Source organism: Acinetobacter sp. YH12200 (genome assembly GCF_013418175.1).
Taxonomy (GTDB): Bacteria; Pseudomonadota; Gammaproteobacteria; order Pseudomonadales; family Moraxellaceae; genus Acinetobacter; species Acinetobacter pseudolwoffii.
Window position 1 is genome coordinate 123,984 of the sequence record NZ_VPCO01000005.1, and the last position, 23,543, is coordinate 147,526.

Annotated in this window: 17 protein-coding genes; 1 reads left to right on the forward strand and 16 read right to left on the reverse strand. The window is 46.0% G+C overall.

What is annotated here, in order from left to right; genetic code table 11:
- Window positions 1-56: 56 nt before the first annotated feature.
- The 9 genes from gltB to FTU90_RS04805 form a co-directional block, all read right to left on the reverse strand.
- Window positions 57-4,532, reverse strand: a complete 4,476-nt coding sequence (gene gltB, locus FTU90_RS04765; RefSeq protein ID WP_180071985.1) for a glutamate synthase large subunit — start codon at window positions 4,530-4,532, stop codon at window positions 57-59.
- Between the two features lie 449 nt (window positions 4,533-4,981).
- Window positions 4,982-5,854 (reverse strand): hypothetical protein, encoded by an 873-nt coding sequence (locus FTU90_RS04770; RefSeq protein WP_180071986.1) that lies wholly within the window; start codon window positions 5,852-5,854, stop codon window positions 4,982-4,984.
- Between the two features lie 12 nt (window positions 5,855-5,866).
- Window positions 5,867-6,946, reverse strand: a complete 1,080-nt coding sequence (gene aroB, locus FTU90_RS04775) for a 3-dehydroquinate synthase (RefSeq protein WP_180071987.1) — start codon at window positions 6,944-6,946, stop codon at window positions 5,867-5,869.
- 28 nt (window positions 6,947-6,974) lie between these two features.
- A complete protein-coding gene (gene aroK, locus FTU90_RS04780) occupies window positions 6,975-7,511 on the reverse strand; it encodes a shikimate kinase AroK (protein WP_005094320.1) in 537 nt (178 codons plus the stop codon).
- A 36-nt stretch (window positions 7,512-7,547) separates the two neighbouring features.
- Window positions 7,548-9,713, reverse strand: coding sequence for a type IV pilus secretin PilQ family protein (gene pilQ, locus FTU90_RS04785; RefSeq protein WP_180071988.1), 2,166 nt, complete (start codon window positions 9,711-9,713; stop codon window positions 7,548-7,550).
- A gap of 16 nt (window positions 9,714-9,729) precedes the next feature.
- Window positions 9,730-10,257: a pilus assembly protein PilP gene (locus FTU90_RS04790; protein ID WP_005094322.1), complete on the reverse strand. Its 528-nt coding sequence runs from the start codon at window positions 10,255-10,257 to the stop codon at window positions 9,730-9,732.
- Entirely contained in the window at window positions 10,257-10,970 is a 714-nt protein-coding gene (locus FTU90_RS04795; protein WP_005094323.1) for a type 4a pilus biogenesis protein PilO, read from the reverse strand. The genes FTU90_RS04790 and FTU90_RS04795 overlap by 1 nt, the downstream gene beginning before the upstream one ends.
- On the reverse strand, window positions 10,967-11,605 hold the full coding sequence (locus FTU90_RS04800; RefSeq protein WP_005094324.1) for a PilN domain-containing protein: 639 nt from the start codon (window positions 11,603-11,605) through the stop codon (window positions 10,967-10,969). The genes FTU90_RS04795 and FTU90_RS04800 overlap by 4 nt, the downstream gene beginning before the upstream one ends.
- Window positions 11,605-12,663 carry a pilus assembly protein PilM gene (locus tag FTU90_RS04805; RefSeq protein WP_005168888.1) on the reverse strand — a complete coding sequence of 353 codons (1,059 nt, stop codon included), beginning with the start codon at window positions 12,661-12,663 and terminating at the stop codon, window positions 11,605-11,607. The genes FTU90_RS04800 and FTU90_RS04805 overlap by 1 nt, the downstream gene beginning before the upstream one ends.
- Before the next feature lie 165 nt (window positions 12,664-12,828).
- Between FTU90_RS04805 and ponA the strand changes: the two genes are divergently transcribed.
- Window positions 12,829-15,357 (forward strand): penicillin-binding protein PBP1a, encoded by a 2,529-nt coding sequence (gene ponA / locus FTU90_RS04810; RefSeq protein ID WP_180071989.1) that lies wholly within the window; start codon window positions 12,829-12,831, stop codon window positions 15,355-15,357.
- A gap of 63 nt (window positions 15,358-15,420) precedes the next feature.
- On the opposite strand, the gene FTU90_RS04815 is transcribed toward ponA, so the two are convergent.
- From FTU90_RS04815 to rsmH, 7 genes are read right to left on the reverse strand one after another with little or no spacing between them, the layout of a single operon-like run.
- On the reverse strand, window positions 15,421-16,224 hold the full coding sequence (locus tag FTU90_RS04815; RefSeq protein ID WP_159516326.1) for a putative RNA methyltransferase: 804 nt from the start codon (window positions 16,222-16,224) through the stop codon (window positions 15,421-15,423).
- Between the two features lie 54 nt (window positions 16,225-16,278).
- Window positions 16,279-17,397 carry a phospho-N-acetylmuramoyl-pentapeptide-transferase gene (mraY, locus tag FTU90_RS04820; RefSeq protein ID WP_180049928.1) on the reverse strand — a complete coding sequence of 373 codons (1,119 nt, stop codon included), beginning with the start codon at window positions 17,395-17,397 and terminating at the stop codon, window positions 16,279-16,281.
- Window positions 17,398-18,801 (reverse strand): UDP-N-acetylmuramoyl-tripeptide--D-alanyl-D-alanine ligase, encoded by a 1,404-nt coding sequence (murF, locus tag FTU90_RS04825; RefSeq protein WP_180049930.1) that lies wholly within the window; start codon window positions 18,799-18,801, stop codon window positions 17,398-17,400.
- Window positions 18,802-18,810: 9 nt separating this feature from the next.
- Complete coding sequence (locus FTU90_RS04830) at window positions 18,811-20,307, reverse strand: UDP-N-acetylmuramoyl-L-alanyl-D-glutamate--2,6-diaminopimelate ligase (protein WP_180049932.1); 1,497 nt, start codon at window positions 20,305-20,307, stop codon at window positions 18,811-18,813.
- A gap of 11 nt (window positions 20,308-20,318) precedes the next feature.
- The gene (gene ftsI, locus FTU90_RS04835) at window positions 20,319-22,142 is read right to left on the reverse strand and encodes a penicillin-binding protein PBP3 (protein WP_074383637.1); all 1,824 of its coding nucleotides are present in this window, start codon (window positions 22,140-22,142) and stop codon (window positions 20,319-20,321) included.
- 15 nt (window positions 22,143-22,157) lie between these two features.
- Entirely contained in the window at window positions 22,158-22,490 is a 333-nt protein-coding gene (gene ftsL, locus FTU90_RS04840) for a cell division protein FtsL (RefSeq protein ID WP_005094344.1), read from the reverse strand.
- Between the two features lie 10 nt (window positions 22,491-22,500).
- The gene (gene rsmH / locus FTU90_RS04845) at window positions 22,501-23,412 is read right to left on the reverse strand and encodes a 16S rRNA (cytosine(1402)-N(4))-methyltransferase RsmH (protein WP_005094346.1); all 912 of its coding nucleotides are present in this window, start codon (window positions 23,410-23,412) and stop codon (window positions 22,501-22,503) included.
- Window positions 23,413-23,543: the final 131 nt, after the last annotated feature.

The following is a 23,543-nucleotide window of genomic DNA, read 5'->3' on the forward strand; positions in this document are numbered from 1 at the left end:
GAGGTAAGGGCTTTACAGTTACCTTACTTCTGCCTATATATCTGTTGGTCGTGGAATTATTGTGGATCAGCTTGAGTTGTTTTTAACAGCGTTTGCAAGTTGGCTGCTTTTGGTTTTACCAACCAGAACTTACGGCTATAGAAATCAAACTCATGGCGGATCTTGTACGCCCAAGCACTACCGGTTTCTTTAATATGTTCATCCAGGATACGACCCAGAAAGGCTTTGTGCTCTTCCATCGCTTCGGTGGAAATACGATTCAGCTCAATTAGTTCGTGGTTATAATGATCAACGAAGTCATTATCCAGATCAAGTACATAAGCAAAACCACCGGTCATACCCGCCCCGAAGTTATGTCCAACTTTACCCAGCACGGTCACAATCCCACCGGTCATATATTCACAGCAGTGATCGCCGGCACCTTCGATGACCGCAAATGCGCCCGAGTTACGCACCGCGAAACGCTCGCCCGCTGTACCCGCGGCATATAACTTACCGCCAGTCGCACCGTATAAACAGGTGTTCCCAATAATCGCGGTATTTTGGGTCTGGAATGGCGAACCTTTTGGCGGGAAGATCGAAATGCGACCACCGGCCATACCTTTACCGACATAGTCATTGGCATCACCTTCAAGGCTAATATGCAGACCACCGGCGTTCCAGACACCCAGCGACTGACCTGCAGTACCATTCAGGTGTACTTTCACCGGATGATTTTCCATGCTCAGGTTGCCATAACGGCGGGCAATTTCACCGGATAAACGCGCACCAATCGAACGGTCACAGTTACCAATCGAGAAGTGATACTCACCGCCTGTTCCGGCTTCAATCGCAGGCAGGATTTCCGCCACCATTTTCTCTGCCAAAATACCTTTATCAAATGGCGCATTGCCTTGAACTTGGCAATACTGCGCTTTGCCTTCCGCAGCAGGATGGGATTCCAGTAATTTACTTAAATCAAGATGGGCATGCTTGGCGGTCTCACCCGGCAAGACTTCTAATAAATCTGTCCGGCCAATCAGGTCTTTTAGACGCGATACACCCAGTGCTGCCAACCATTCACGGGTTTCTTCAGCAATAAAGGTGAAGAAGTTGATCAGCATTTGTGGCTCGCCAATATAATGCTCTTGACGTAAGTGATCCTGCTGAGTTGCTACACCGGTTGCACAGTTATTCAAGTGACAGATACGCAGGTATTTACAACCAAGTGCAATCATTGGCGTTGAACCAAAACCAAAGCTTTCAGCCCCTAAAATCGCGGCTTTGACCACATCCAGACCGGTTTTTAAACCGCCATCGGTTTGTACGCGAACTTTACCACGCAGGTCGTTGACACGAAGAGCCTGATGCGCCTCAGAAAGACCCAGCTCCCACGGTGAACCTGCATGATGAATTGAAGAAAGTGGCGAAGCCGCTGTACCGCCATCATAACCAGAAATGGTAATGAAATCGGCATAGGCTTTCGCTACACCTGCCGCAATCGTACCGACACCCGGTTCAGAAACCAGCTTAACGGACACCATCGCCTGTGGGTTAACCTGTTTTAAATCAAAGATCAACTGTGATAAATCTTCAATTGAATAGATGTCATGATGCGGAGGTGGCGAAATAAGCGTGACACCCGGTACAGAATAACGTAAACGGGCAATCAGACCATTCACTTTACCACCCGGCAACTGACCACCTTCACCTGGTTTTGCACCTTGCGCGACTTTAATCTGTAGAACTTCTGCCGATGTTAAATACGCAGGTGTCACACCAAATCGGCCCGATGCAATTTGTTTGATTTTCGAGTTACGGATGGTGCCGTAACGTGCTGGATCTTCACCGCCCTCGCCTGAATTCGAGCGACCGCCAATCGTGTTCATGGCAATCGCTATCGCCTCATGTGCTTCAGGTGACAAGGCACCCAAAGACATGCCGGCAGAGTCAAAGCGCGGCAGGATTTCTTCTACCGATTCCACTTGTTCAACAGGAATCGAATTATCAGTTTTCAGTTTAAACAGGTCACGAATGGTGGCAATCGGACGGTTATTCACCAGTTCGGCATATTCTTTAAAATCTGCGTAGTTACCTGAACGCACTGCTTTATGCAGCGAGTTGATTACATCCGGATTAAAGGCATGATATTCCTTGCCGAATACAAATTTCAGCAAACCACCCTGATCAATGGGTTTACGGTTTTTCCAGGCAAGATCGGCCAGCTGTTTTTGATCATTTTCAAGATCAACAAAGGTTGCACCCTGAATACGGCTTGGCACACCAATGAAACATGTATCAACCACTTCATTCGACAGACCGACTGCTTCAAATAACTGACCACCACGATAAGAGGCTACCGTCGAAATTCCCATTTTCGATAGAACTTTCAGTAGACCTTTTTCAATCCCCTTACGGAAATTGTTTTGTGCATAGATTGGATCACCCAAGAGCTCGCCTTTGGCGACCAGATCATTGATCACGTCATAAGCCAGATATGGATAAATCGCGGTTGCGCCAAAGCCGAGAAGCACTGCGAACTGATGTGGATCACGGGCAAAACCGGTTTCAACAATCAGGTTGGCATCGGTACGCAAACCGGTATTAATCAAGTAATGATGCACCGCACCGGTCACCATAAAGGCATTGGCTGGCAAGTGGCCTTCACGGATTTTCTTGTCTGAAAGCATCAGTAAAGTTTTGCCATCACGAATCGCTTGTGCAGCCTCGATGCAAATACGCAGAATTGCGGCTTGTAAACCTTCAGTTTCAGTATAGTTCAGGTCAATGTCAGCAATTTCGTAACCTTTACGCCCCAAGGTACGGATTTGATGCATTTTCGAGTTTGAAAGGACCGGACTGGAAATAATCAGACGGTCAGCATGTTCAGGCCCCTGTTCAAACACGTTTTGTTCACGGCCTAAACAGGTTTCCAGTGACATCACGATCGATTCACGCAGTGGATCAATTGGCGGGTTGGTCACCTGCGCAAACTGCTGACGGAAATAATCCGACACATGGCGCACCTGACGTGACAATACTGCCATGGGCGTATCATCGCCCATCGATCCCACAGCTTCCTGACCACTTTCCGCGATTGGACGCAATAACTGGTCACGTTCTTCAAAGGTTACCATGAACATTTTCTGTGCCGCTTTCAGGCCATCGCCTTTTAAGCCTTGATCACATAAATATTCTTCCAGCTCGGGGCTACCTTGCAAACGCACAGAATTTTCACGTAACCATTCACGGTATGGACGCATACGTTTTAGATGATGATTCACATCTTGCGTATCCAGTACCTTGCCGGTTTGCGTATCGATCACCAGCATTTGGCCGGGGCCAACACGTCCTTTAGAAATCACATCTTCAGGTTGATAACCCCAGACCCCAATTTCCGACGCCAGCGTGATATAACCATTTTTGGTAATCACCCAACGTGCCGGACGCAGACCGTTACGATCCAGCATACAAATCGCATGACGGCCATCCTGAATCACCAGACCTGCCGGGCCATCCCAGGCTTCCATATGTTTTGAGTTAAATTCATAGAAAGCACGCAAGTCCGCATCAAGCGTTTCCACGTTCTGCCACGCAGGCGGAACCAGCATACGTAAGGCACGGAACAGATCCATACCACCACCGACCAGAATCTCCAGCATATTATCCAGGCTTGAAGAATCCGAACCGGTACGATTCACAATCGGTTTCAGTTCAGTTAAACCCGGCAATAACGGATTTTCAAATTTTGGCACACGCGCCATGGCCCAGTTACGGTTGGCCGTAATGGTGTTGATTTCACCATTGTGCGCCAGATAACGGAACGGCTGTGCCAACGGCCAGCGTGGCAAAGTATTGGTCGAGAAACGCTGATGGAACACCACGATATGTGATTCTAGACGCGGATCAGCCAGATCTGTATAAAAGTCTGCAATCGCTTCCGGCATCATCAAGCCTTTATAGCTGATGACCGTTGAACATAACGTGGTGACATAGAATGAGGTGTCATTCAGCAGCAATTGTTCTGCACGACGACGCGCCAGGAATAACTTACGGTTAAATTCAACCTCGGTCACGCCCATCGGGCAATTGACAATAATCTGTTCAAATGCCGGCATCGATTGCAAGGCAATTTCACCCAGTGCATCGACATGGGTTGGAATCACACGCCAAGCCAGAACAATGAGACCTTCAGCTTCAATTTCTTTGTTTAAAACCTGTTTGGCATGTGCAGCAAGCGCAGGATCAAGATTTAGGAACACCGAACCGACAGCAAAGACTTCACTTAAAGTTGTATCACTTAAGCGTTTTGCTTCTTCACGAAAGAACTTTTTCGGCATCGCCAAAAGCAGGCCACAACCATCCCCAGTCTTACCATCCGCGGCAATACCACCACGGTGGGTCATACAACTCAGACTATGAATCGCGGTCTTGACGAGATCATGGCTTGCATCACCCTGCATATGGGCGATTAAACCGAAACCACAGTTATCTTTAAACTCATCCGGTTGGTATAAACCTTGAGCGGGAGCTACATTATTAGGCGATGGCATGTGCATAGCGTACCCTTCTTTCACGAAGCCTCAATAGGCTGTTAAACAATCTAAATTCTTCTCTGCGCTGCGTTGAATGGACTTTCGAAGACCGTCTTGCTAGAGCAAAATCTTTTCATCTTTATTTCTTCAGCCTAGTCCTTTTTCAGACCGAATGCATAAAAAATAAAGTTTATTTTGCTGATGAATAACATAAAAATCAGGAATAAATATGACATTCATAGGTTGTCATCGAATCATTTTTCGCGCTAAAACAGGGAGATTAATTCAATCCATGCACCAATAAAGCAAATTACATGCCAATAAATAGCACATAAATTAAAACCATACAGATGACAAAGCTTTAACAAGGATTACAGGGATACTGGTTATTTTTAATGTGTATTTTTTGCACCAAAAGCGCACATTTCTAATTATGTCATTTTTTTGGTGCGCTATTTTAGAACGGGTTAGTTAAAAGGATCACTAATCTCATTGTTTTGAGGACGGGAATTCCCCCCTTGGTTCGGTCGATTATTATTGTTTTGTGGTTGTGGTGCACCTTCTACAGCACTTTCGGATTTCTGTACATCGAGCACATTGCCAGCGGCATCACGACGCACAATTGTGGTACTGGTGGTCGCATCCGAACTACGCGGTTTAACCTCAGCCTGAGTTTGCTGTCTGAGTCGTACAGATTCATCTACCTTCGGTAAAGGTACGTTTTTCAAGCGAATCTCATACAGCTTTTGATTGCTTGCCAACTCCTCTGAACCCAGATTATTGACTAGGCTGACATACTGCTGTATTGGCACCACTTCAGGCTTCACTGAAGCAGGCAAATTTAAATTCAATGTAGATAAGGCCTGATTGGCTTCTGCGGCGGTCTTATACTGACCATACAGCAGCACATATTGTTCTGGCTGATTTTCACCGGATATTCTTAGATAAATAAAAGGCTTACGATCTGGCTGTTTTTTAAGAAAGCTTTTGAGAATGGCTTCATTGCTGACGCGAAATAATTCAATCGCATGCTGTTTTTTCGCCTCATTAACAAATTTGGTGCCGCGAAATTCTGGCTCATGATTGGCATTTACAATGGTGCGGGTATTCAAATCGAGGGGTTTGACCTCGTCAAAAAGCGCACCAAGATGGGTCATTGTCGCTACTTTTTCCGGCTGAATTTGTAATTGAACTTTAGTTTCTGGCTTTTTTTCCACTTCAATTACCGCATCTGAATCAGTAATGGCCCAAAAGATCAAGGCTGCAAATAGACAGCATACACCACAGACCAGCCAGAAATAGTGCTGAACCTTTTGCCAAGGAGTGTGTAATGCTGTCATAAAAACTAAAACCTATGCCTGATTCGCTAAAATTGCCTGTTGCATTCGCTCAAGATCAAAATCCCGAGTAATCACAGCTTTGCCTAATTGTTGCAACAACACCAGACGCAATTGTCCATTCAAGACTTTTTTGTCATGGGCCATATATGCCAGGAAATCATCAAGAGGGATTTTAGGACAAACGATCGGAAGTTTGGCACGAGAAATGATTTTTTTTGTACGCTCCAGATCACTCTGAGAAATCCAGCCCATACGCTGTGATAAATCTGCCGCCATGACCATACCTGTTGCAACAGCCTCACCATGTAGCCAGACACCATACCCCTGATAAGATTCAATCGCATGTCCAAAAGTATGCCCCAGATTCAGTAGAGCACGTTCCCCTTGCTCTTTTTCATCATTGGCGACAATCCGGGCCTTGTGCGCACAGGAACGATAAACGGCCTCAGCCAGTAGTTTCTCATCACGACTGACCAGAGCATCCATGTTCTCTTCAAGCCAGAGCAGAAATGATTCATCACCGAGTAGCGCATATTTAATGACTTCAGCCAAACCGGCCGCAAGTTCACGATCGGGTAAAGTAGAAAGTTGCGACATATCGGCCAGCACCACTTGCGGTTGCTGAAATGCACCAATCATGTTTTTACCCAGTGGATGATTAATCCCGGTTTTTCCACCGACACTGGAATCGACTTGAGACAGTAAAGTCGTCGGTACCTGAATGAAGTACACGCCACGCTGGAAACATGCCGAAGCAAAACCGGCCATATCGCCAATCACACCACCACCGAGCGCAAGCACCGTACAGTCCCGGTTAAAACCAGCTTCAAGCAATGCATCAAAGATCAGATTCAGATGCTGGCTATCCTTATATTTTTCACCATCGGGCAAAATACAGGTCGCAACATGCTTGTCTAAAGCTGCAATCGCAGTTTGATAATGCTGCAAATAAAGTGGCGCAACCGTGGTATTGCTCACAATCATCACTTGCTTGCCATGAATATAGGGAGCCAATAAGGCCTGTGGATCAAGATCGCTCCCGATAAAAATAGGGTAACGACGTTCTCCGAGTTCTACATATAAGGTTTGCATGTTTGATTAACCACTTTATTCAATGTACTTAGTTCTTGGAAGTAATGAGATTGAGAATCCGCTGCGCCAGATCTCGTGCCGCACCCTGATTGGTCTCAATGATATGATGTGCCACTTCCCGATACAAGGGGTCACGAACTGCCAATAAATCACGTAACTTTTGTTCCGGATTTTCGACTTGGAGGAGTGGACGGTTTTTATCGCGATAGGTACGCTGCAGTTGAATTTCAACCGGCGTATAGAGATAAACGACGATCCCACGCTGTTTCAGATAGTCCCGATTCAAGACCTGAGTAATGGCACCACCGCCAGTGGCTAAAACTAAATGGGGGCGTGAAGTCAGTTCATTAATTACAGCAGTTTCACGGTCACGAAAACCCTGTTCCCCTTCTTTCTCAAAAATCCAGGGAATCGTCGCACCTGTTTTACGTTCAATTTCATGATCGCTATCTAGAAATTCGCGTCCTAACAATTCTGCGAGATGTCGTCCTACTGTTGTTTTACCGGCCCCCATCGGCCCTACCAAATAAAGATTTGGTAGGGTTTCAAACTCTTTGCTTGGCAAGGAGTCACCTATTCGTTTTGTTAAATTCAAAATATATTAATGATTTCTTGAAACACTGTCATTAACAATTCGAGGTGTAACGAAAATCAGCAACTCACGCTTGTTATCCGATTTTAAATCTTTACGGAATAAACGCCCTACATAAGGAATATCCCCCAGGAATGGCACCTTGGTTTGTGCATTACGGGTTTCCTGCTCAAAAATCCCACCCAGGACCACTGTTTCACCATTATCCACCAGCACATTGGTATTGATCTGGTTTTTATTAATAGTCAATTGTCCGGTCGGCGTTGGGTTGCCTGGGGAGTCACTGGTAATATTCAGCTCCATCTGCACTTTCCCATCAGGAGTAATACTTGGCGTGACATCCAGACTCAAAGTCGCATCAATAAACTCAGTAGTGGATACAGCATTGGCCCCTCCACCTTCAGCAGATTGGTACGGAATTTGTGAACCAGATGCAACCGTGGCTTTTTGCTTGTCTGCTGTGAGTACTTTTGGTGTTGAAATAACTTCACCATAGCCATCCGCTTGCAATGCAGACAGTTCAAGATCCAGCATAAAATCAGAGAGACTAATCAAACCAAAGGCAATACGGCTTGCACCCGGACTGGTGACACCCAAGTCTACATTCAGGTTTTGTGGACGCTGAATTTCATAAGTATATCCGCCCAAATCACTTTCTTGCGGATCTCTGAGATCCCACAATGTCGTATCGCTACCACCGACCAGAAGGCTATTATTGTTGGTAATTCCTTGTGACAGAATCCCCCACTTCACCCCCATTTCTTTAGTGAAGTCAGTGGTGGCACGTACAATACGCGCCTCAACCATTACTTGCTTGACCTGTACATCGAGCAGATCCACCATATTCCGGATTTTATCGATAAAAGGTTGGGTATCATTCACAATAATGGTATTGGTTCGTGCATCGATAGACACTGAACCACGTGAACTTAATAAACTTTCTTTATCATCATTATTCGTGGTGTTACTTGAACCGCCCGAACTAGATGCACCTTTATTTTGAGTGATCAGTTTTTCAATATCTGTAGCTTTAGCATAACTCAGCTGCATATATTCAGTCTGAATCGGGGCAAGTGCAACGCTCTGCTTCAAGGCTTTTGCCTCTTCCTCTTCTGCCTTAATCAATTCTGTCACTGGTGCAATCCAGATCACATTGCCATTACGGCGTTTATCCAGGTTTTTGGTTTTCAGTACAATATCCAGTGCCTGATCCCAAGGCACTTCTTTTAGGCGCAAGGTAATATTGCCTTGTACACTATCTGCTGCCACCATATTGATATCGGTAAAATCAGCCAAAAGCTGTAGTACACGACGTACTTCAATATCCTGGAAATCGAGTGAAATTTTCTTGCCGCTATAAGCCACGGTCTTCGGACGTAGCGGACTCTTGGCTTCCGGGCGTTTCAAACTAATGGTCAGCTTATTATCCGTTTGATAAGCCATATATTCATAGCTTTCCCCGGACTGGATCGTAATCACGCCTGATCCATTTTGATTCACTGCATCCACACTCGACACAGGCGTCGCAAAATCATTCACATTCAGACGACGGGTCAAATGCGTCGGGATCTTCGTGCCTAAGGTTCGAACAATGATTTTAGTCCCCTGCTGCTGTACATCGACCGGGGTGTTGTTGCCTGCCAAGTCAATCACCACCTGACCTTCACCTTGAGCCCCACGCTGGAAACTGATATTGCTAATTCCCTGAGCTGACTGCTGTAATACCGGTTGAGCTGTCGCGACTGGTGTGACTGAATTGATTTTCAGGATAAAGGTATTCCCTTCAACTCGCGTGGTAAAGGCACCAGCATCTGCCAGATTAACAGTCAAACGGGCACGTTGTGCATCCGAAGTCACATCGACCGAACTGGCTTCACGTGTTGCCACCGGAATATTGCTTTGCTTTAAGTTTTGTTGGGCCTGGTCAAAATCTAAAATTAGACGCGAAGGTGATTCTAATTGATAGGCTTGTGGCTGTGGTGGCAAACCATTGAACATCACCCGAATTTCAGTTCCTTGTCCAGGAAGCTGCATAGCTACGATATTGGTCACGGCTACCTGCGCGCTGGCTGCTTGCATCACCGCAATCGCAACAGCACCCATTGAAAACTGACGAAACACACGATTCATTGTATTAGCATCCCCAAAAATAAATTCTTTAATACTCTTATTCATTGTTATTCCCTAAAACTTATGGTGCCGGCCCAATCAGAACCAGACTTCGCGGACGCTCCACATATCCTTCACGGCCATCTGGAATAATCTCAATCAAATCGATCTGCGTTGGTGTAATACCACTCACACGACCATGATTAAGCCCCATATAGCTACCACGCTGTATCCGTTCAATCTCGCCATCCGGTGTCTGGATTAAAGCCAGAATCTGTCCGGCCTGATTGCGCATGCTGCCTTTCATGCTCAAGGTTTCCAGAGGATAACTTTCCAGTGGTTGCAATTGGCGTGATAAATTTGGATAAACCCGTTTCCCCGCCATAATCTTTAGCTCGGCAGCCAGAGAACTCGGTAGAAAAGGACTTTTGATCTGATGTGCTGCATAGTTGAAGGTTTCAACTGGCATAAAATCGGGTGCAGGTTCAATCGGCAAAGGTGGCTGGTTACGAATATTGGCCATTTCCTGATTGACTGCATCAATACGTGAATCGCATCCCAGCAATACCAGTCCAAGCGCTAAAACTGAAGTAATTTTAATCCTATTCATTACTGCGCCCCCTGAGTCGTGCTCGTACCTGCTGAAGAAGCCTCGGCATTGCCCACATAACGATAGGTTTTGGCCTTGACCACATAATCAATCACCGGAATCTCAGACTTTTTCTCTTTATTCTCAGTACCGGTAATGGTGAAATCATGCAAGGTAACAATACGCGACAAACCTGCAATACTGCTGACAAAAGAGCCAAAAGCGTGATAATCCCCAGTCGCTTCAATCGCAATGGGCTGTTCAATAAAGAACTCTTGCTTAATTTCAGGTTCCAGACGGATATTTTTAAACTTCAGACCTGAATTGACACCGCTCAGGTTAATATCCTCAACCAGACCCGGAATTTCAGTTTCCTTCGGCAATTGTTCTAATTGCTGGTTAAAACGCGCTTCCATTTCCTGAAGCTGAATCTGATATTGTTGTAGATTACGTAATTTTGATTCCTTTTCACGAAACTCATTCAGCAGGTTTTGTTCCTGGGCACTGGCTTGTGAAATCGATTCAATCGTACTTCTGGTCAGAGCAAAATAAATCAGCATAAATACCAAGATAACAATAAAAATCCAGCAGCTAATCTTGACCGATAAAGGCCAGCTGCCATAATTATTAGGATCTAGGGTATTGAATTGCTGAAAAAATTTCTCAACTGTCATTTTATTTTTAGGTACAGCCACGGCATCCTGGCTGAACTCATCGAATTTTTCATTACTCATGATGATGCCCCCGGAGTGGTATTGGCTGCTTGCTGTTCTTCATTCAGTACCGGTTCAGCGATCTGATCCAGATCCACAGTCACGGTAAAGCTGCCATAAGACTCTTCAACACGTGGAATAATCGAGCTCGGTGCCTTTTCTTTGGATTCTTCAGCCACCAGGAAGGCATTCATAAAGGCATTTCGGTACCAGGAGGAAGCTTCCAGATTACGCAGTAATTCTGCTACGGTATTTGGACTCTCGGCTCGACCTTCGATGCTAAATTTATCGCCAGTACGCTGAAACTTGGTGATGTACATATTGGCTGGTGTCACCCGTACAATTTCATCAATCAAATGCACCGCGATCGGACGTTGCGTTTGCAAGCCCTGAATCAGCTTCATCCGCTCAACAATGGCATTACGTTGCTCTTGCAAACCTTCTAGCGCTTTTAACTGCACATCCAGATTCTGGTTGGTACTTTGAATCAGCTGATTGGCCTGTTCCTGATCCTGAAGCTTGTGATCATAATAAAACCAGGTTGAACCTGCCGCCGCCAGTCCTAAGAAAAGCGCCCCCACACAGATTGCCACGAATTCATTATTTCTTTTAATTCTTAGCTCATCACGCCAAGGAAGTAAGTTAATCTTTGCCATTAATCAAAACTCCTCAATGCCAAACCACATGCAACCATGAGTGATGACGCGTCATTTTCAATTTTTTTAATATCAATTTGAGGAGAAAAGCCCATTTGCAAAAATGGATTCGCGATCGTGACACGGTAACCGAGTTTTTGTTGTAATAATTTTGCCAGACCTGGAATATTGGCATTCCCGCCGGCCAATAAAATATGATCAATCTCATTAAACTGAGACGATGAAAAGAAGAATTGTAATGACCGCGCTGCCTGTTGCACCACAGCATCCAGAAACGGTTCTAGCACTTCAATATCATAATCATCTGGCAAAGCACGGGTTTTTTTAGCACGCCCGGCTTCTTCAAAAGACAGACCATAACGGTTCTGAATTTCCTGAGTCAGCTGTTTGCCACCGAACACCTGCTCACGGGTATAAATAATTTTGTTGTTCTGCATGACTGATAAAGTCGTCATACTATGTCCAATGTCTAAAATACCGACAGTATTTACCCCCATCGGCAAAGTATCCGAAAACACTTTAAAAGCATTTTCCAGCGCAAAACTTTCTACATCCGCGATCTTGGGTGTCAGTCCGGCAATTTCCAAAACTTCAGAACGTGCTTCAATATTTTCAATGCGGGTTGCCACCAACAGCACATTGACCCGGTTTGGATTGGCAAGACGGTCAGGCAGAACTTCAAAGTCCAGACTGGCTTCATCGAGTGGGAACGGAATATACTGTTCTGCATCCTCACGAATCTGAACTTCACGCTCATCATTCGACATGTCTGCATCCATCTCGATAGTTTTGGTAATCACCATAGAGGTTGGAATGGCAAAAGCGGCATGATTCGACTGGGTGTTGGCCAAATTAATTGCACGCCCAAGGGCATCCGCGACTGCTTCCGGGTTTAAGACGTTTTTTTCAACAACACTGTTTTCCATTAATGGGACCAAAGCATAGCTCTCTACCCAGTAACGGCTACTTTTTACAGAAAGCTCCAAAACCTTAACAGAAGTCGAACTAATATCAACTCCTATTAACCCCTTATTTGGTTTACGATATAACCTGCGCACAATATAATTCCTATTATTTTTTTGTCCCCAATTAAATCTAACTTACCAATCGATCCGATCTATAATTTTATATAGATACAATAACTCATCTAACAATATGTATATCTAAAGGATATACTGATCGGTAATTAGTTCGCCATTAGCTCTTATTAAAACTTACTTGTTATGAAAAAGCTATCTTGTTCAGGCCTTGTTCACCCATTTTTTTTGATCATTATCATTATCCTGATCTCAATTCCGATGGGTTTCTATGGCATGTATCTCTATATTGCCCCATCTTTGCCTGAAATGTCCACGCTTAAAAAGGCGCCTTTATTAAAGCCTTTACAAGTTTTTAGTTCAGATAATGAATTAATTGCTGAGTATGGTGGCAAGCTTTCTGTTCCCGTGAAATATGAACAAATTCCATCCGAGTTTATTCATGCTTTCCTCGCCGCTGAAGATTCCAGCTTTTTCGAGCATAGCGGAATCAGTTTTAAAAGCTTAGGCCGTGCAGTCAGTGAAAGTATCACGGGTTCGGATGTGCAGACCGGTGGTTCCACTATCACCATGCAGGTGGCGAAAAACTATTATCTCAGCCCTGAACGAACACTCAAGCGTAAACTGACTGAAATTTTTCTGGCCCGTAAGATTGAGCAAAGCCTGACTAAAGAAGAAATTCTGACACTCTATGTGAATAAAATCTTCTTGGGTAAGAATGCCTACGGGATCGCAGCAGCAGCCAAAATTTACTATAACAAGAGTTTAGAAGAGCTTTCGATTGCGCAGATGGCCATGATTTCGGGCTTACCTAAAGCGCCTTCTCGATATAATCCGGTGGCCAACCCCAAACGTGCTCTCGAACGTCGCAACTGGATTTTAGGACGTATGCTGCAACTGGGCTATCTGAACCAGAGTCAGTATCAACAAGCGATTGCTGAACCCATCAATCTGGATATGCCTGACCGCAGTACCCGCAATAAATTCCCGTATGTCGGTGAGATGGTGCGTTCTGAACTGGTACAAAACTTTGGCGAACAGGCGGTAGATTCTGGCTACAAGGTCTATACCACCATCCATAGTGAACGCCAGACCTATGCAGAACAGGCGGTACAAGAGGGTCTGGAAGCTTATGACCGTCGACATGGCTGGCGTGGTGCTGAAGCACATGATCAACCGCTGGAAAATTTCCGTGCCTATGCCAACACCTACCCTGCTCAAGTGACCAAGATTGGCAATTCCAGTTTTGAAGCGTTGATGCAGGATGGCACCACGGTAACTGTACCGTGGTCCGGTATGTCTTGGGCGCGCCCCTTTCGCAATGTCAACAGTGTAGGTGGTGCGCCGAGCAAAGCTTCCGAGATTGTCAAAGTCAAAGATATTATACGTTTACGACCGAATCAGAATAAAACCTCGTGGTCGCTGGTACAAATTCCAAATGTGCAAGGACAGTTGATTGCCATCAATCCAAATAATGGTGCAATTGAAGCCATTGTGGGCGGATACAACTTTTATCAGTCGAAATTTAACCGTGCAATCCAGGGCTGGCGTCAACCCGGCTCTACGATTAAGCCTTTTGTTTATGCACTGGCTTTAGAACGAGGCATGACACCGCATACCATGGTGAATGATGCGCCAATTACCATTGGCAAATGGACACCTCGTAATTCAGATGGCCGTTATCTGGGGATGATCCCGCTACGCCGCGCACTTTATCTTTCGCGCAATACCGTTTCAGTGCGTTTATTACAGGCTGTCGGGATTGAACGTACCCGTCAGCTGTTTATGGATTTTGGTTTACAGGACAATCAGATCCCGCGTAACTATACCATTGCACTCGGCACGCCTCAGGTTCTGCCGATTCAGATGGCGACAGGTTATGCGACTTTTGCCAACGGCGGTTACCGGATCCAGCCACATTTCATTAACCGTATTGAAGATGCCTATGGCCATACCATTTTTGAGGCTCAGCCTGAATATGCGTGTATTTCCTGTATCAATACCGAAGAAGAATCTGCTCAACCTGCCGACACCATGACCGCAGATGATGAAGCGATTGCAATCAACAATACAACTCTAGAACAGAAACAGGCTGCACCCAAAGTCTCTGCCGAAGACAGTAATTATCGTCAGGCACAGCGTATTTTAAAATCCAGCTCTGCCTATGACATGGCCAATATTCTGCGTGATGTGATTCAGCACGGTACCGGCCGTGCGGCCTTAAGAATCGGGCGAAATGATATTGGGGGCAAAACCGGAACCACCAATGACGCCAAAGATGCCTGGTTCGCAGGGTTCAATGGCAAACTGGTTACTATCACCTGGGTCGGCTTTGACCAGCCTAAAACCTTGGGACGCCGTGAATATGGTGGTGTGGCAGCCTTACCGATCTGGACCGACTTTATGGGCAATGCCTTAAAAGGTCAGCCAGAAGCATGGGTGCGTTTAGACCGTAATGCCAAGGCACCAGTGAATCGAAGCAAGGCAGTTCAGGGTGATGAAGCGCAGAATGATCCGTCTTCACCACCAATGGCCACTACGCTTTACCGCCCGGCACCTGTGGTCGTCCCGAAACGGACAGAAACGGATTTCGAAGATCTGCCGGGACAGGAAATCGCTGTGCCAGATACTGCTGAAACAACTGCTCCGCCAGAACAGCCGCTTCAACCAAGCAAAGTGGACGCTTTAGAAAACCTGATTCAAGAAGTGCAATAACCACAACCGACAAACTAGTATAAAAAAGCCCTCAACAATGAGGGCATTTTTATCGGTGAATTTTTATTTTTTCTGAAACAGATAGATCTGATATTGCGCCAGCAATTTAAACTGATCCTGCTGTTCAAGTGCCAGACGGCGTTCAGGTTTGGCCTTGTAAGCATACGGTGTCATAGCAATCAGGTTTTTTAAATCTGTCTGTGGCAAAGTCATCGGGGCATCAATCACCTGCTCACTGAGCAGATCAAATTCATCTTGCAGTTGCTCAACAAACTTTTGCGGTTCGTGGGGTTTCACTTCTTCAAAAAGTGCCTCACGCATCGCATATAAATGCTGTGGCGCAGGTGTCACCACCATTAAATAACCTTCAGCTTTTAAAACCCGTAAAATTTCCTGTTTTGGGATCGGACTGAACAGGCTGGTACACATATCAATCGACCCATCCAGCACCGGTAAAGTCGCCCCGGTTCCTACGACCCAGGTGATATTTTTATTGAGCTTGGCCGCGACCTGAACGGCATTTTTGGCAATATCCACCCCGACGCATTGCAGCACTTCAGTCTGCATGGCATCAGTATAGTAGCCTTCACCACACCCAATATCTAAAAGATTTTCAATACGCAGCTCTCGCAGCTTCTCCACCACGGCCTGTTGCAAAGGCACATAATGACCCGCACTCAAAAATGCACGACGTGCCTGGACGGACTCAGGCGTATCCCCAGGATTTTTACTGTGTTTATGTTGCACCACATGCAGGTTCACATAGCCTTGCTTGGCCACATCGTAGCTATGATGATTCTCACATCGCCATGTTCTTTCATTTAAGCTCAACTGCTGGCGACAGACTGGGCACATGAGTAAATTCATCATTCTCTCCAAAACAAAAAAGCCGGCCTGCGCCGACTTTTTTCAATGCATCTCTTAGCGCAATTTTAAGGTCATTAGACCCAAAACCACCAGCATAATTGTAATAATCCAGAAACGAATGACGACTTGAGTTTCACGCCAGCCTTTCTTTTCATAATGATGATGCAGTGGTGCCATCAGGAACACGCGTTTATTGCGCATTCTTAATGAACCAATCTGCAAGAATACTGAAATCGCTTCGACCAAGAATACACCGGCCATAATCGCAAAGACGATTTCCTGGCGAACCATCACGGCAATCGTACCCAACATCGCACCCAGCGATAAAGCACCGACATCACCCATAAACACTTGCGCAGGATGGGCGTTATACCACAGGAATGCCAGACCGGCACCAATCATCGCCGCACAGATCACCACCAGTTCAGAGGAATATTTCACATAGGGAATATGCAGGTAATTGGCAAAACGCACGTCTCCGGCCAGATAAGCAAATACACCCAGACCTGCTGCAACCAGTACAATTGGCATAATCGCCAGACCATCCAGACCATCGGTGAGGTTTACCGCATTGGATGCACCATTGATCACAAAATAAGTAAAAATAATGAAGCCAATCCCCAGTGGAATAGCCGACAGCGGAATCGTCAAATCTTTAAAAAATGGAATCAAAAGATCCAGCATATTCGCGGTATGTACCGGATTGGTCTGCTGCTGTGCAATCACATACAGGGCAATACCGACTCCCAATGCACCGACCGAAGTCCAGAAGAATTTTTTCTTCGCAGGCAGACCGGCATTGTCTTTATAACGGATTTTAATCCAGTCATCTGCCCAACCCACGGCACCGAAAATGACCATCACCGCCAGTACAATCCAGACATAAGGATTGGAAAGATCCGCCCAAAGCAGGGTCGAAATACCGATTGAAAGCAGGATTAGTACCCCACCCATGGTCGGTGTACCCATTTTCTTGGCATGGTTTTCAGGGGCATACGAGCTGACCGACTGACCATATTTGAGTGCCTGAAGCTTGCGAATCATGATAGGACCCAGCACCAGACCAATGGTCAATGCCGTCAGGACACTGAGTAAAGCACGTAAAGTTAAATAACGAACCACCTGAAACGTGCTGTCAAAGCCCGCCAAATGTTCAAAGAGCCATAACAGCATTTAGAGTTTCTCCATCAATGCAGCCATCAATGTTTCCATATGGGTATAACGCGACCCTTTAAACAGAAATGACATCGGCTGAGGTTGATGTGTTTCAATCAAATGAATTAAAAATGGCAATGCCTGCTCCTGATTCAGGAAAGCCTGCATTTTCTTGCCATATTGGGTACTACGTGCACCTTCCTGTGCGGCAGGTGCAAATTCACCCACAGCCACCACAAAGTTAATGCCTTTGACCGAGACCAGATCTCGACCCAGCTTATAATGTTCCATCGCAGCCGATGAACCGAGTTCACCGATATCACCGGTCACCATGACCCGAATGCCCTGCTGCTGTGCCAAAACTTCAGCTGCTGCACGCATTGAACCAGGATTAGCATTGTAGGTATCATCAATCAGCAAATACTGTTTGTGTTGAATAAAGTTCAAACGGCCTTTGGCACCCACAGCCTGCTCCAGACCGGTCACAATATCATCCAGACCAATCCCGATTGCCAAAGCAAAGGCAGCCGCTGCTGTGGCATTTTCAACATTATGCTCACCGGCAAAGGGCAGCTGAACTGTTTTCGAAGCTTGTGGTGTATGCAGGGTAAAGGTAGAAGATTGCGCATCAAGCACGACATCGCTGGCATACACCTCACCGCCGGCACCAAAACTTAAGCTTTGTTCAGTTTTGACCGCCTGACGAATGGTTTCAGTAAAATCATCTGCGGCAGGAATAATCGAGGTTTCTGTAATATGCGCATAAATTTCAGATTTGGCAGTACAAATGCCATCACGACCGCCGAATTCACCCAAATGCGCAGTCCCGATATTAATAATCCCGGCTACATGCGGCTGTACCATGTTTGAGGTGTAATCAATTTCGCCCTGATGACTGGCACCCAGCTCCATCACTGCATACTGATGTTCGGGACGTAATTCGAGCAACATCACCGGTACGCCGAGGTCATTATTCAGGTTGCCACGCGTGATCAGTGTCGGCGCAAGACGAGACAAGATGCTCCCCAGCATTTCCTTGGTGGTGGTCTTGCCACTGCTGCCGGTCAAGGCAATGACTTTGAGCTGAGGATTCTGCTGACGACGGTATGCGCCCAACCGCCCTAGTGCCAAACGGGTATCGTCTACGACAAGCTGGCAGATATCGATATCGAGCGGTCGACTGACGATCGCAATCTGACAGCCGCTTGCTGCTACTTGTGCCACAAAATCATGGGCATCAAAGCGCTCGCCTTGCAGTGCAAGGAAAGCATCCCCTTGTTCAGCATCACGCGAATCGGTCAGAATACGTTTGATGGCGTCTGCCGGTTTTTTATTATTGAGCCAATTGCCTTGAGTCGCTTGTTCAAGCTGTTCTGCTGTCCAAGGTGCAAGTGGCACGGTACTGGTTGTTGAGGTATGCATATCTGAATCCTAATACGCTGGATAAGCTGAATCTGCGCTGTGATGCTGGGCATCAATCGCGGCTTGCACTTCGACCACATCATCAAACCAGTGACGTACACCATCAATTTCCTGATAATTTTCGTGACCTTTGCCTGCAATCACCACGATGTCCCCTACCTGCGCGTGTTTAACGGCAAACTTGATCGCTTCACGACGGTCATGAATTTCATGGTAGCTTTTGCCTAAAAAGTCGATGCCATTTTTCATATCGGCAAAAATTTGTGCAGGATCTTCGGTTCGCGGGTTATCGGAAGTCAAGACCGTAATATCCGAACCTTCTAATGCTGCTTGGGTCATGAGTGGACGCTTGCCGCGGTCACGATCGCCGCCACAGCCAAAGACGGCCCAGAGATTTTGTGAAACATGACGTTTTAAAGTGATGAGAACCTGAGTCAAGGCATCAGGTGTATGCGCATAATCCACTACAAATAGGCGCTCGCCATCACGCAGCACCTGCATCCGGCCTGGTGCACCTTTGAGCTGTGGCACAGTCGCAATCAAGCTGCTTAAATCAAATCCGGCCTGCTCTGCCATGATCAGACTAGCGACCAGATTTTCAATATTAAAATGTCCAAGCAGCGGACTGTTCACAACATATTCAGCAGAAGCCGTTTTCAGCTTAAAGGCTGCACCTGAAATGCTGTATTGAATATCCTGAACCTGATAATCCGCAGCTTGACGGGTTGAATAGGTCAAAATTTCTGGCTGTGAGGGATTGTTGCGCGCTGCATCAATCATGATATGAGCATGCGCATCATCCAGGTTGATGACAGCCACTTTTAAACTTTCAAATTTAAATAAAGCAGATTTGGCTTCTGCATAGGCTTGCAGCGTCCCGTGATAATCCAGATGATCGCGACTTAAATTACTATAGCCCGCAATCTCGATATCACAGCCATTCAAGCGACCTTGCTCCAGACCATGCGAACTGGCTTCAATCGAGGCAAATTTAGCACCGGCTTGAGCATAAACATGCAAAGCATTTTGCAATTGCAAAGCATCGAGCGTGGTATGCGACGAGGCTTCCAGATTTGGCAAAATCCCGTTACCTGTCGTCCCCATCACTGCACAAGCTTTGCTTTGCAACATGAACAGTTCCGCAACCAAACGTGAAATCGTGGTTTTACCATTGGTGCCGGTCACTGCAAGAATACCTGCAGCCTGAACAGGTTGGCTGGCTTGTAAGTATTGTTTTTGCCACTGTCCCATCAAATGTCGGACATCAGCAACCACCAGATTGGGTGAGATATCCAATTCGATTTCAGAAATCACCGCTAAGGCACCCTGCTCTAAAGCTTTTTGTGCAAATACTGCAGTTTTTTCTGGTTGTGACAGACTGGTCAAGGCAATAAAAATTTGCCCTGCCTTAACTTTACGGCTATCCAGTTCGAAACCCTGAAAGGCTTGGGTCATCCATTCAGCAGTATCCTGAACGGCGTAGAGATCTTTAAATGTAATAGACATTGATCACCTATTTACTGGACTTTGGGAGATTCTAAAGGTTTGTCCAGAGGGACATTTAGCAGACGCAAGGATTCCTGCATCACGCGTGCAAATACCGGTGCCGATACCGTACCGCCGTAATAGGTGCCTTGCGGATTTTCGACCACCACCACCATGGCAATACGCGGATCACTCACGGGCGCTACGCCAGCAAACAAAGCCCGGTATTCATTGGTAGAATAGCCTTTACGATCGGCACGCAGTTTATGCGCAGTACCGGTTTTCCCTGCCACACGATAACCCGGAATTGTCGCGCGCGTGGCGGTACCGCCAGGCAGAGTTGCTACTTCCAGCATAAGCAAGACCTGATCTGCAATATTGGCATCAATCATTTGCTCACCCTGCGGCTGTTCTTCCAGCTTGTACAGGCTCAGCGGCATTCTCACACCCTTATTGGCCAGCATGGCATAGGCATCCGCCATTTGCAGCACAGTAGCATTCAGGCCATAACCATAGGACATGGTTGCCACTTCTGACACATTCCATTTACTTGGTGGCAAGATCAGACCGGCACTTTCACCCGGGAATCTTACTGCTGAGCGTGAGCCAAAACCCAAGCGTTTATAGAAAGTAGGTAGAGTTTCATACGGCAAAGACAAGGCCAGTTTGGCGACACCCACGTTCGAAGATTTCTGGATAATACCGCCCAGTGTTAACTGACCATAGTTATGCGTATCACGAATAGTGTGATTGCCAATTCGCATACTGCCCGGTGTGGTGTTGACCACTGAATTGGCCGTATATTTACCACTTTCCAGAGCCATTGCCACAGTGAAGGGCTTCATGGTCGAACCCGGTTCGAAGGAATCCACTGCACCACGGTTACGCATGGCATCCTTGTTCAGCAGACCATTTTTATCATTCGGGTTATATGATGGCCAAGATGACAAGGCCAGAATTTCCCCGGTTTTTACATCGACCGCAATCGCAGTCGCAGAACGGGCATTATTGGCCACACCTGCCGCAGTCAATTCACGGTACATAATATATTGCAGACGCGAGTCAATACTCAGGGTGATATTCTCGCCCGGCTCGACTTCTTTAATCACTTCCGGCTCTTTAACCCGGTTGCCTTTTTTATCCCGGATAATCTGCTGCTCACCATCTTCACCTGCCAGACGGGTATTGAGCTGCATTTCCAGACCTTCAATCCCGGTGCCTTCACTATTGGTCAGACCAATAATCTGTGAATTGGGCTGTGGCTGCGGATAATAACGTTTGTAGTTTTTCTCGGTATACACGCCTTGAAAATTACGCTTCATGATCAGTTCGGCCTGTTGTGGCGGAACTTCTTTTTTCAGGATCAGATAACGAGAACGCGGGCGTTCTTGCATTTTTTTGCGTAGTTCTGCCCGATCCATACCGACTGCATCGGCCAGTTCATCCAGATTCAGGTTTTTATCCGGCAACTGGCGTTTCAGCTTACGGCTATCTGGCTCTTTTTCTAGTGCCAGTATGGTCTCGTCATAGAGTTTTTTATTGTCAAAATAGTCACGTGGATCAATCACGATTTTCATGATCGGCGTACTGATCGCCAGCGGCACCCCATTACGGTCATAAATCACGCCACGCATGGCCTTGATGGTATTGGTTCTTAAAATATTGGCATTGGCTTTATTTTGCAAAAAATCCTTATTGATAATCTGCACATAGAAGGCACGACAAATCAGTGTAATAAAACACAGCAACACCACCGCCCACATGATATAGAAACGATTGATATACACATTTGAGGCGTTTTTGTCGGTAACTGATTGTTTTTTACGTACCGCTTGCTTCTTTCTTTTGTCTATCATGTCCGAGCGCTAGCCTTATTTTTTCTCATCTGAAGTTTGTGGTAAAGAAATGACGACACTTTGTGAAACCGGGGGAGAATACATGCGCAGCTGGGTGACAGCACGTGTGCCAATCTGCGCAGTTGCACCAAAAGTTTGCTGTTCAATTAACAAACGACCCCAATCTGCATTCAGGTCATCACGCTCACGCAGATAAGTGCTCAGTTTTCTGGTGTCCTGACGATATTCAAACACCTGAAATACCACAAAGACTGCACTGATGAAGACCATCAGTATCAAGACGAGATAGATGCAGGCTTGTTTAAGCCACAACTTTTCTGTTTTTTTATCAACCACTTCAGTTTTCATGATGTGCCTATTAAGCTAAACGTTCTGCGACCCGGAGCCATGCACTACGTGAACGAGGATTGGCTTTGACTTCTTCGTCACTGGCTTTTACGCGGGATACCTTCTTTAAACGTCGTGTATCTTTTTGCTGCCCCGGCATTCCCCAGCCAAAATCTTCGTCTAATGTAGATTCTTTTTGAATAAATTGTTTAATCAAACGGTCTTCCAGAGAGTGAAAGCTAATTACGGCCAAACGTGCCTCAGGTTTTAAAACCTCAACTGCTTGAGGCAAGAAGATTTCAATATCTTCTAATTCTTTATTAATAGCAATACGAATCGCCTGGAAAGTACGCGTCGCAGCATGCTTATTTTTTTCCCATTTTGGATGCGCGACTTTCACAATTTCCGCAAGTTGAGCCGTGGTCTCAATCTGCCCTGCCGCCTTGATGGCTTTGGCAATCCGGCGACTATAACGCTCTTCACCGTATTTAAAAATGATATTGGCCAGTGCTTCTTCTTCAATTTCAAGCAGCCATTCTGCTGCAGTTGGACCTTGAGAATTGTCCATGCGCATATCCAGCGGGCCATCTTTCATAAAACTGAAACCACGTTCGGCCTGATCCAGCTGCGGCGAAGACACGCCTAAATCTGCCATCACTCCATCCACGGTCTCAATCCCAAGCTCAGCCAGTGCGTCTTTCAGATCGGCAAAGCTGGCATGAATAATTTTAAAACGTGGATCCTCTTGTTCTAAGATTGCTGCCGTCTCTAGGGCCTGAGGATCTTTATCAAAGCCATACACACGTGCATGTTCATCTAATTTTGATAACAATAAACGGGTATGTCCGCCACGACCAAAAGTACCGTCTACATAAATTCCCGTATTGCGACCTGCCAACAAGGCATCAATCGTTTCGTGAAGTAATACAGAAATATGTGACATAAAAACTCAATCAATAGGGCGAAAAATTTAACTGCACATTATCACCCTGTTTCAGCAAAGCTCCAAACGACTTTTTGTAGATAAATATTACTTTCCATAGAGAAAACCGTTTTTATTTGAGTGTCGTCAAT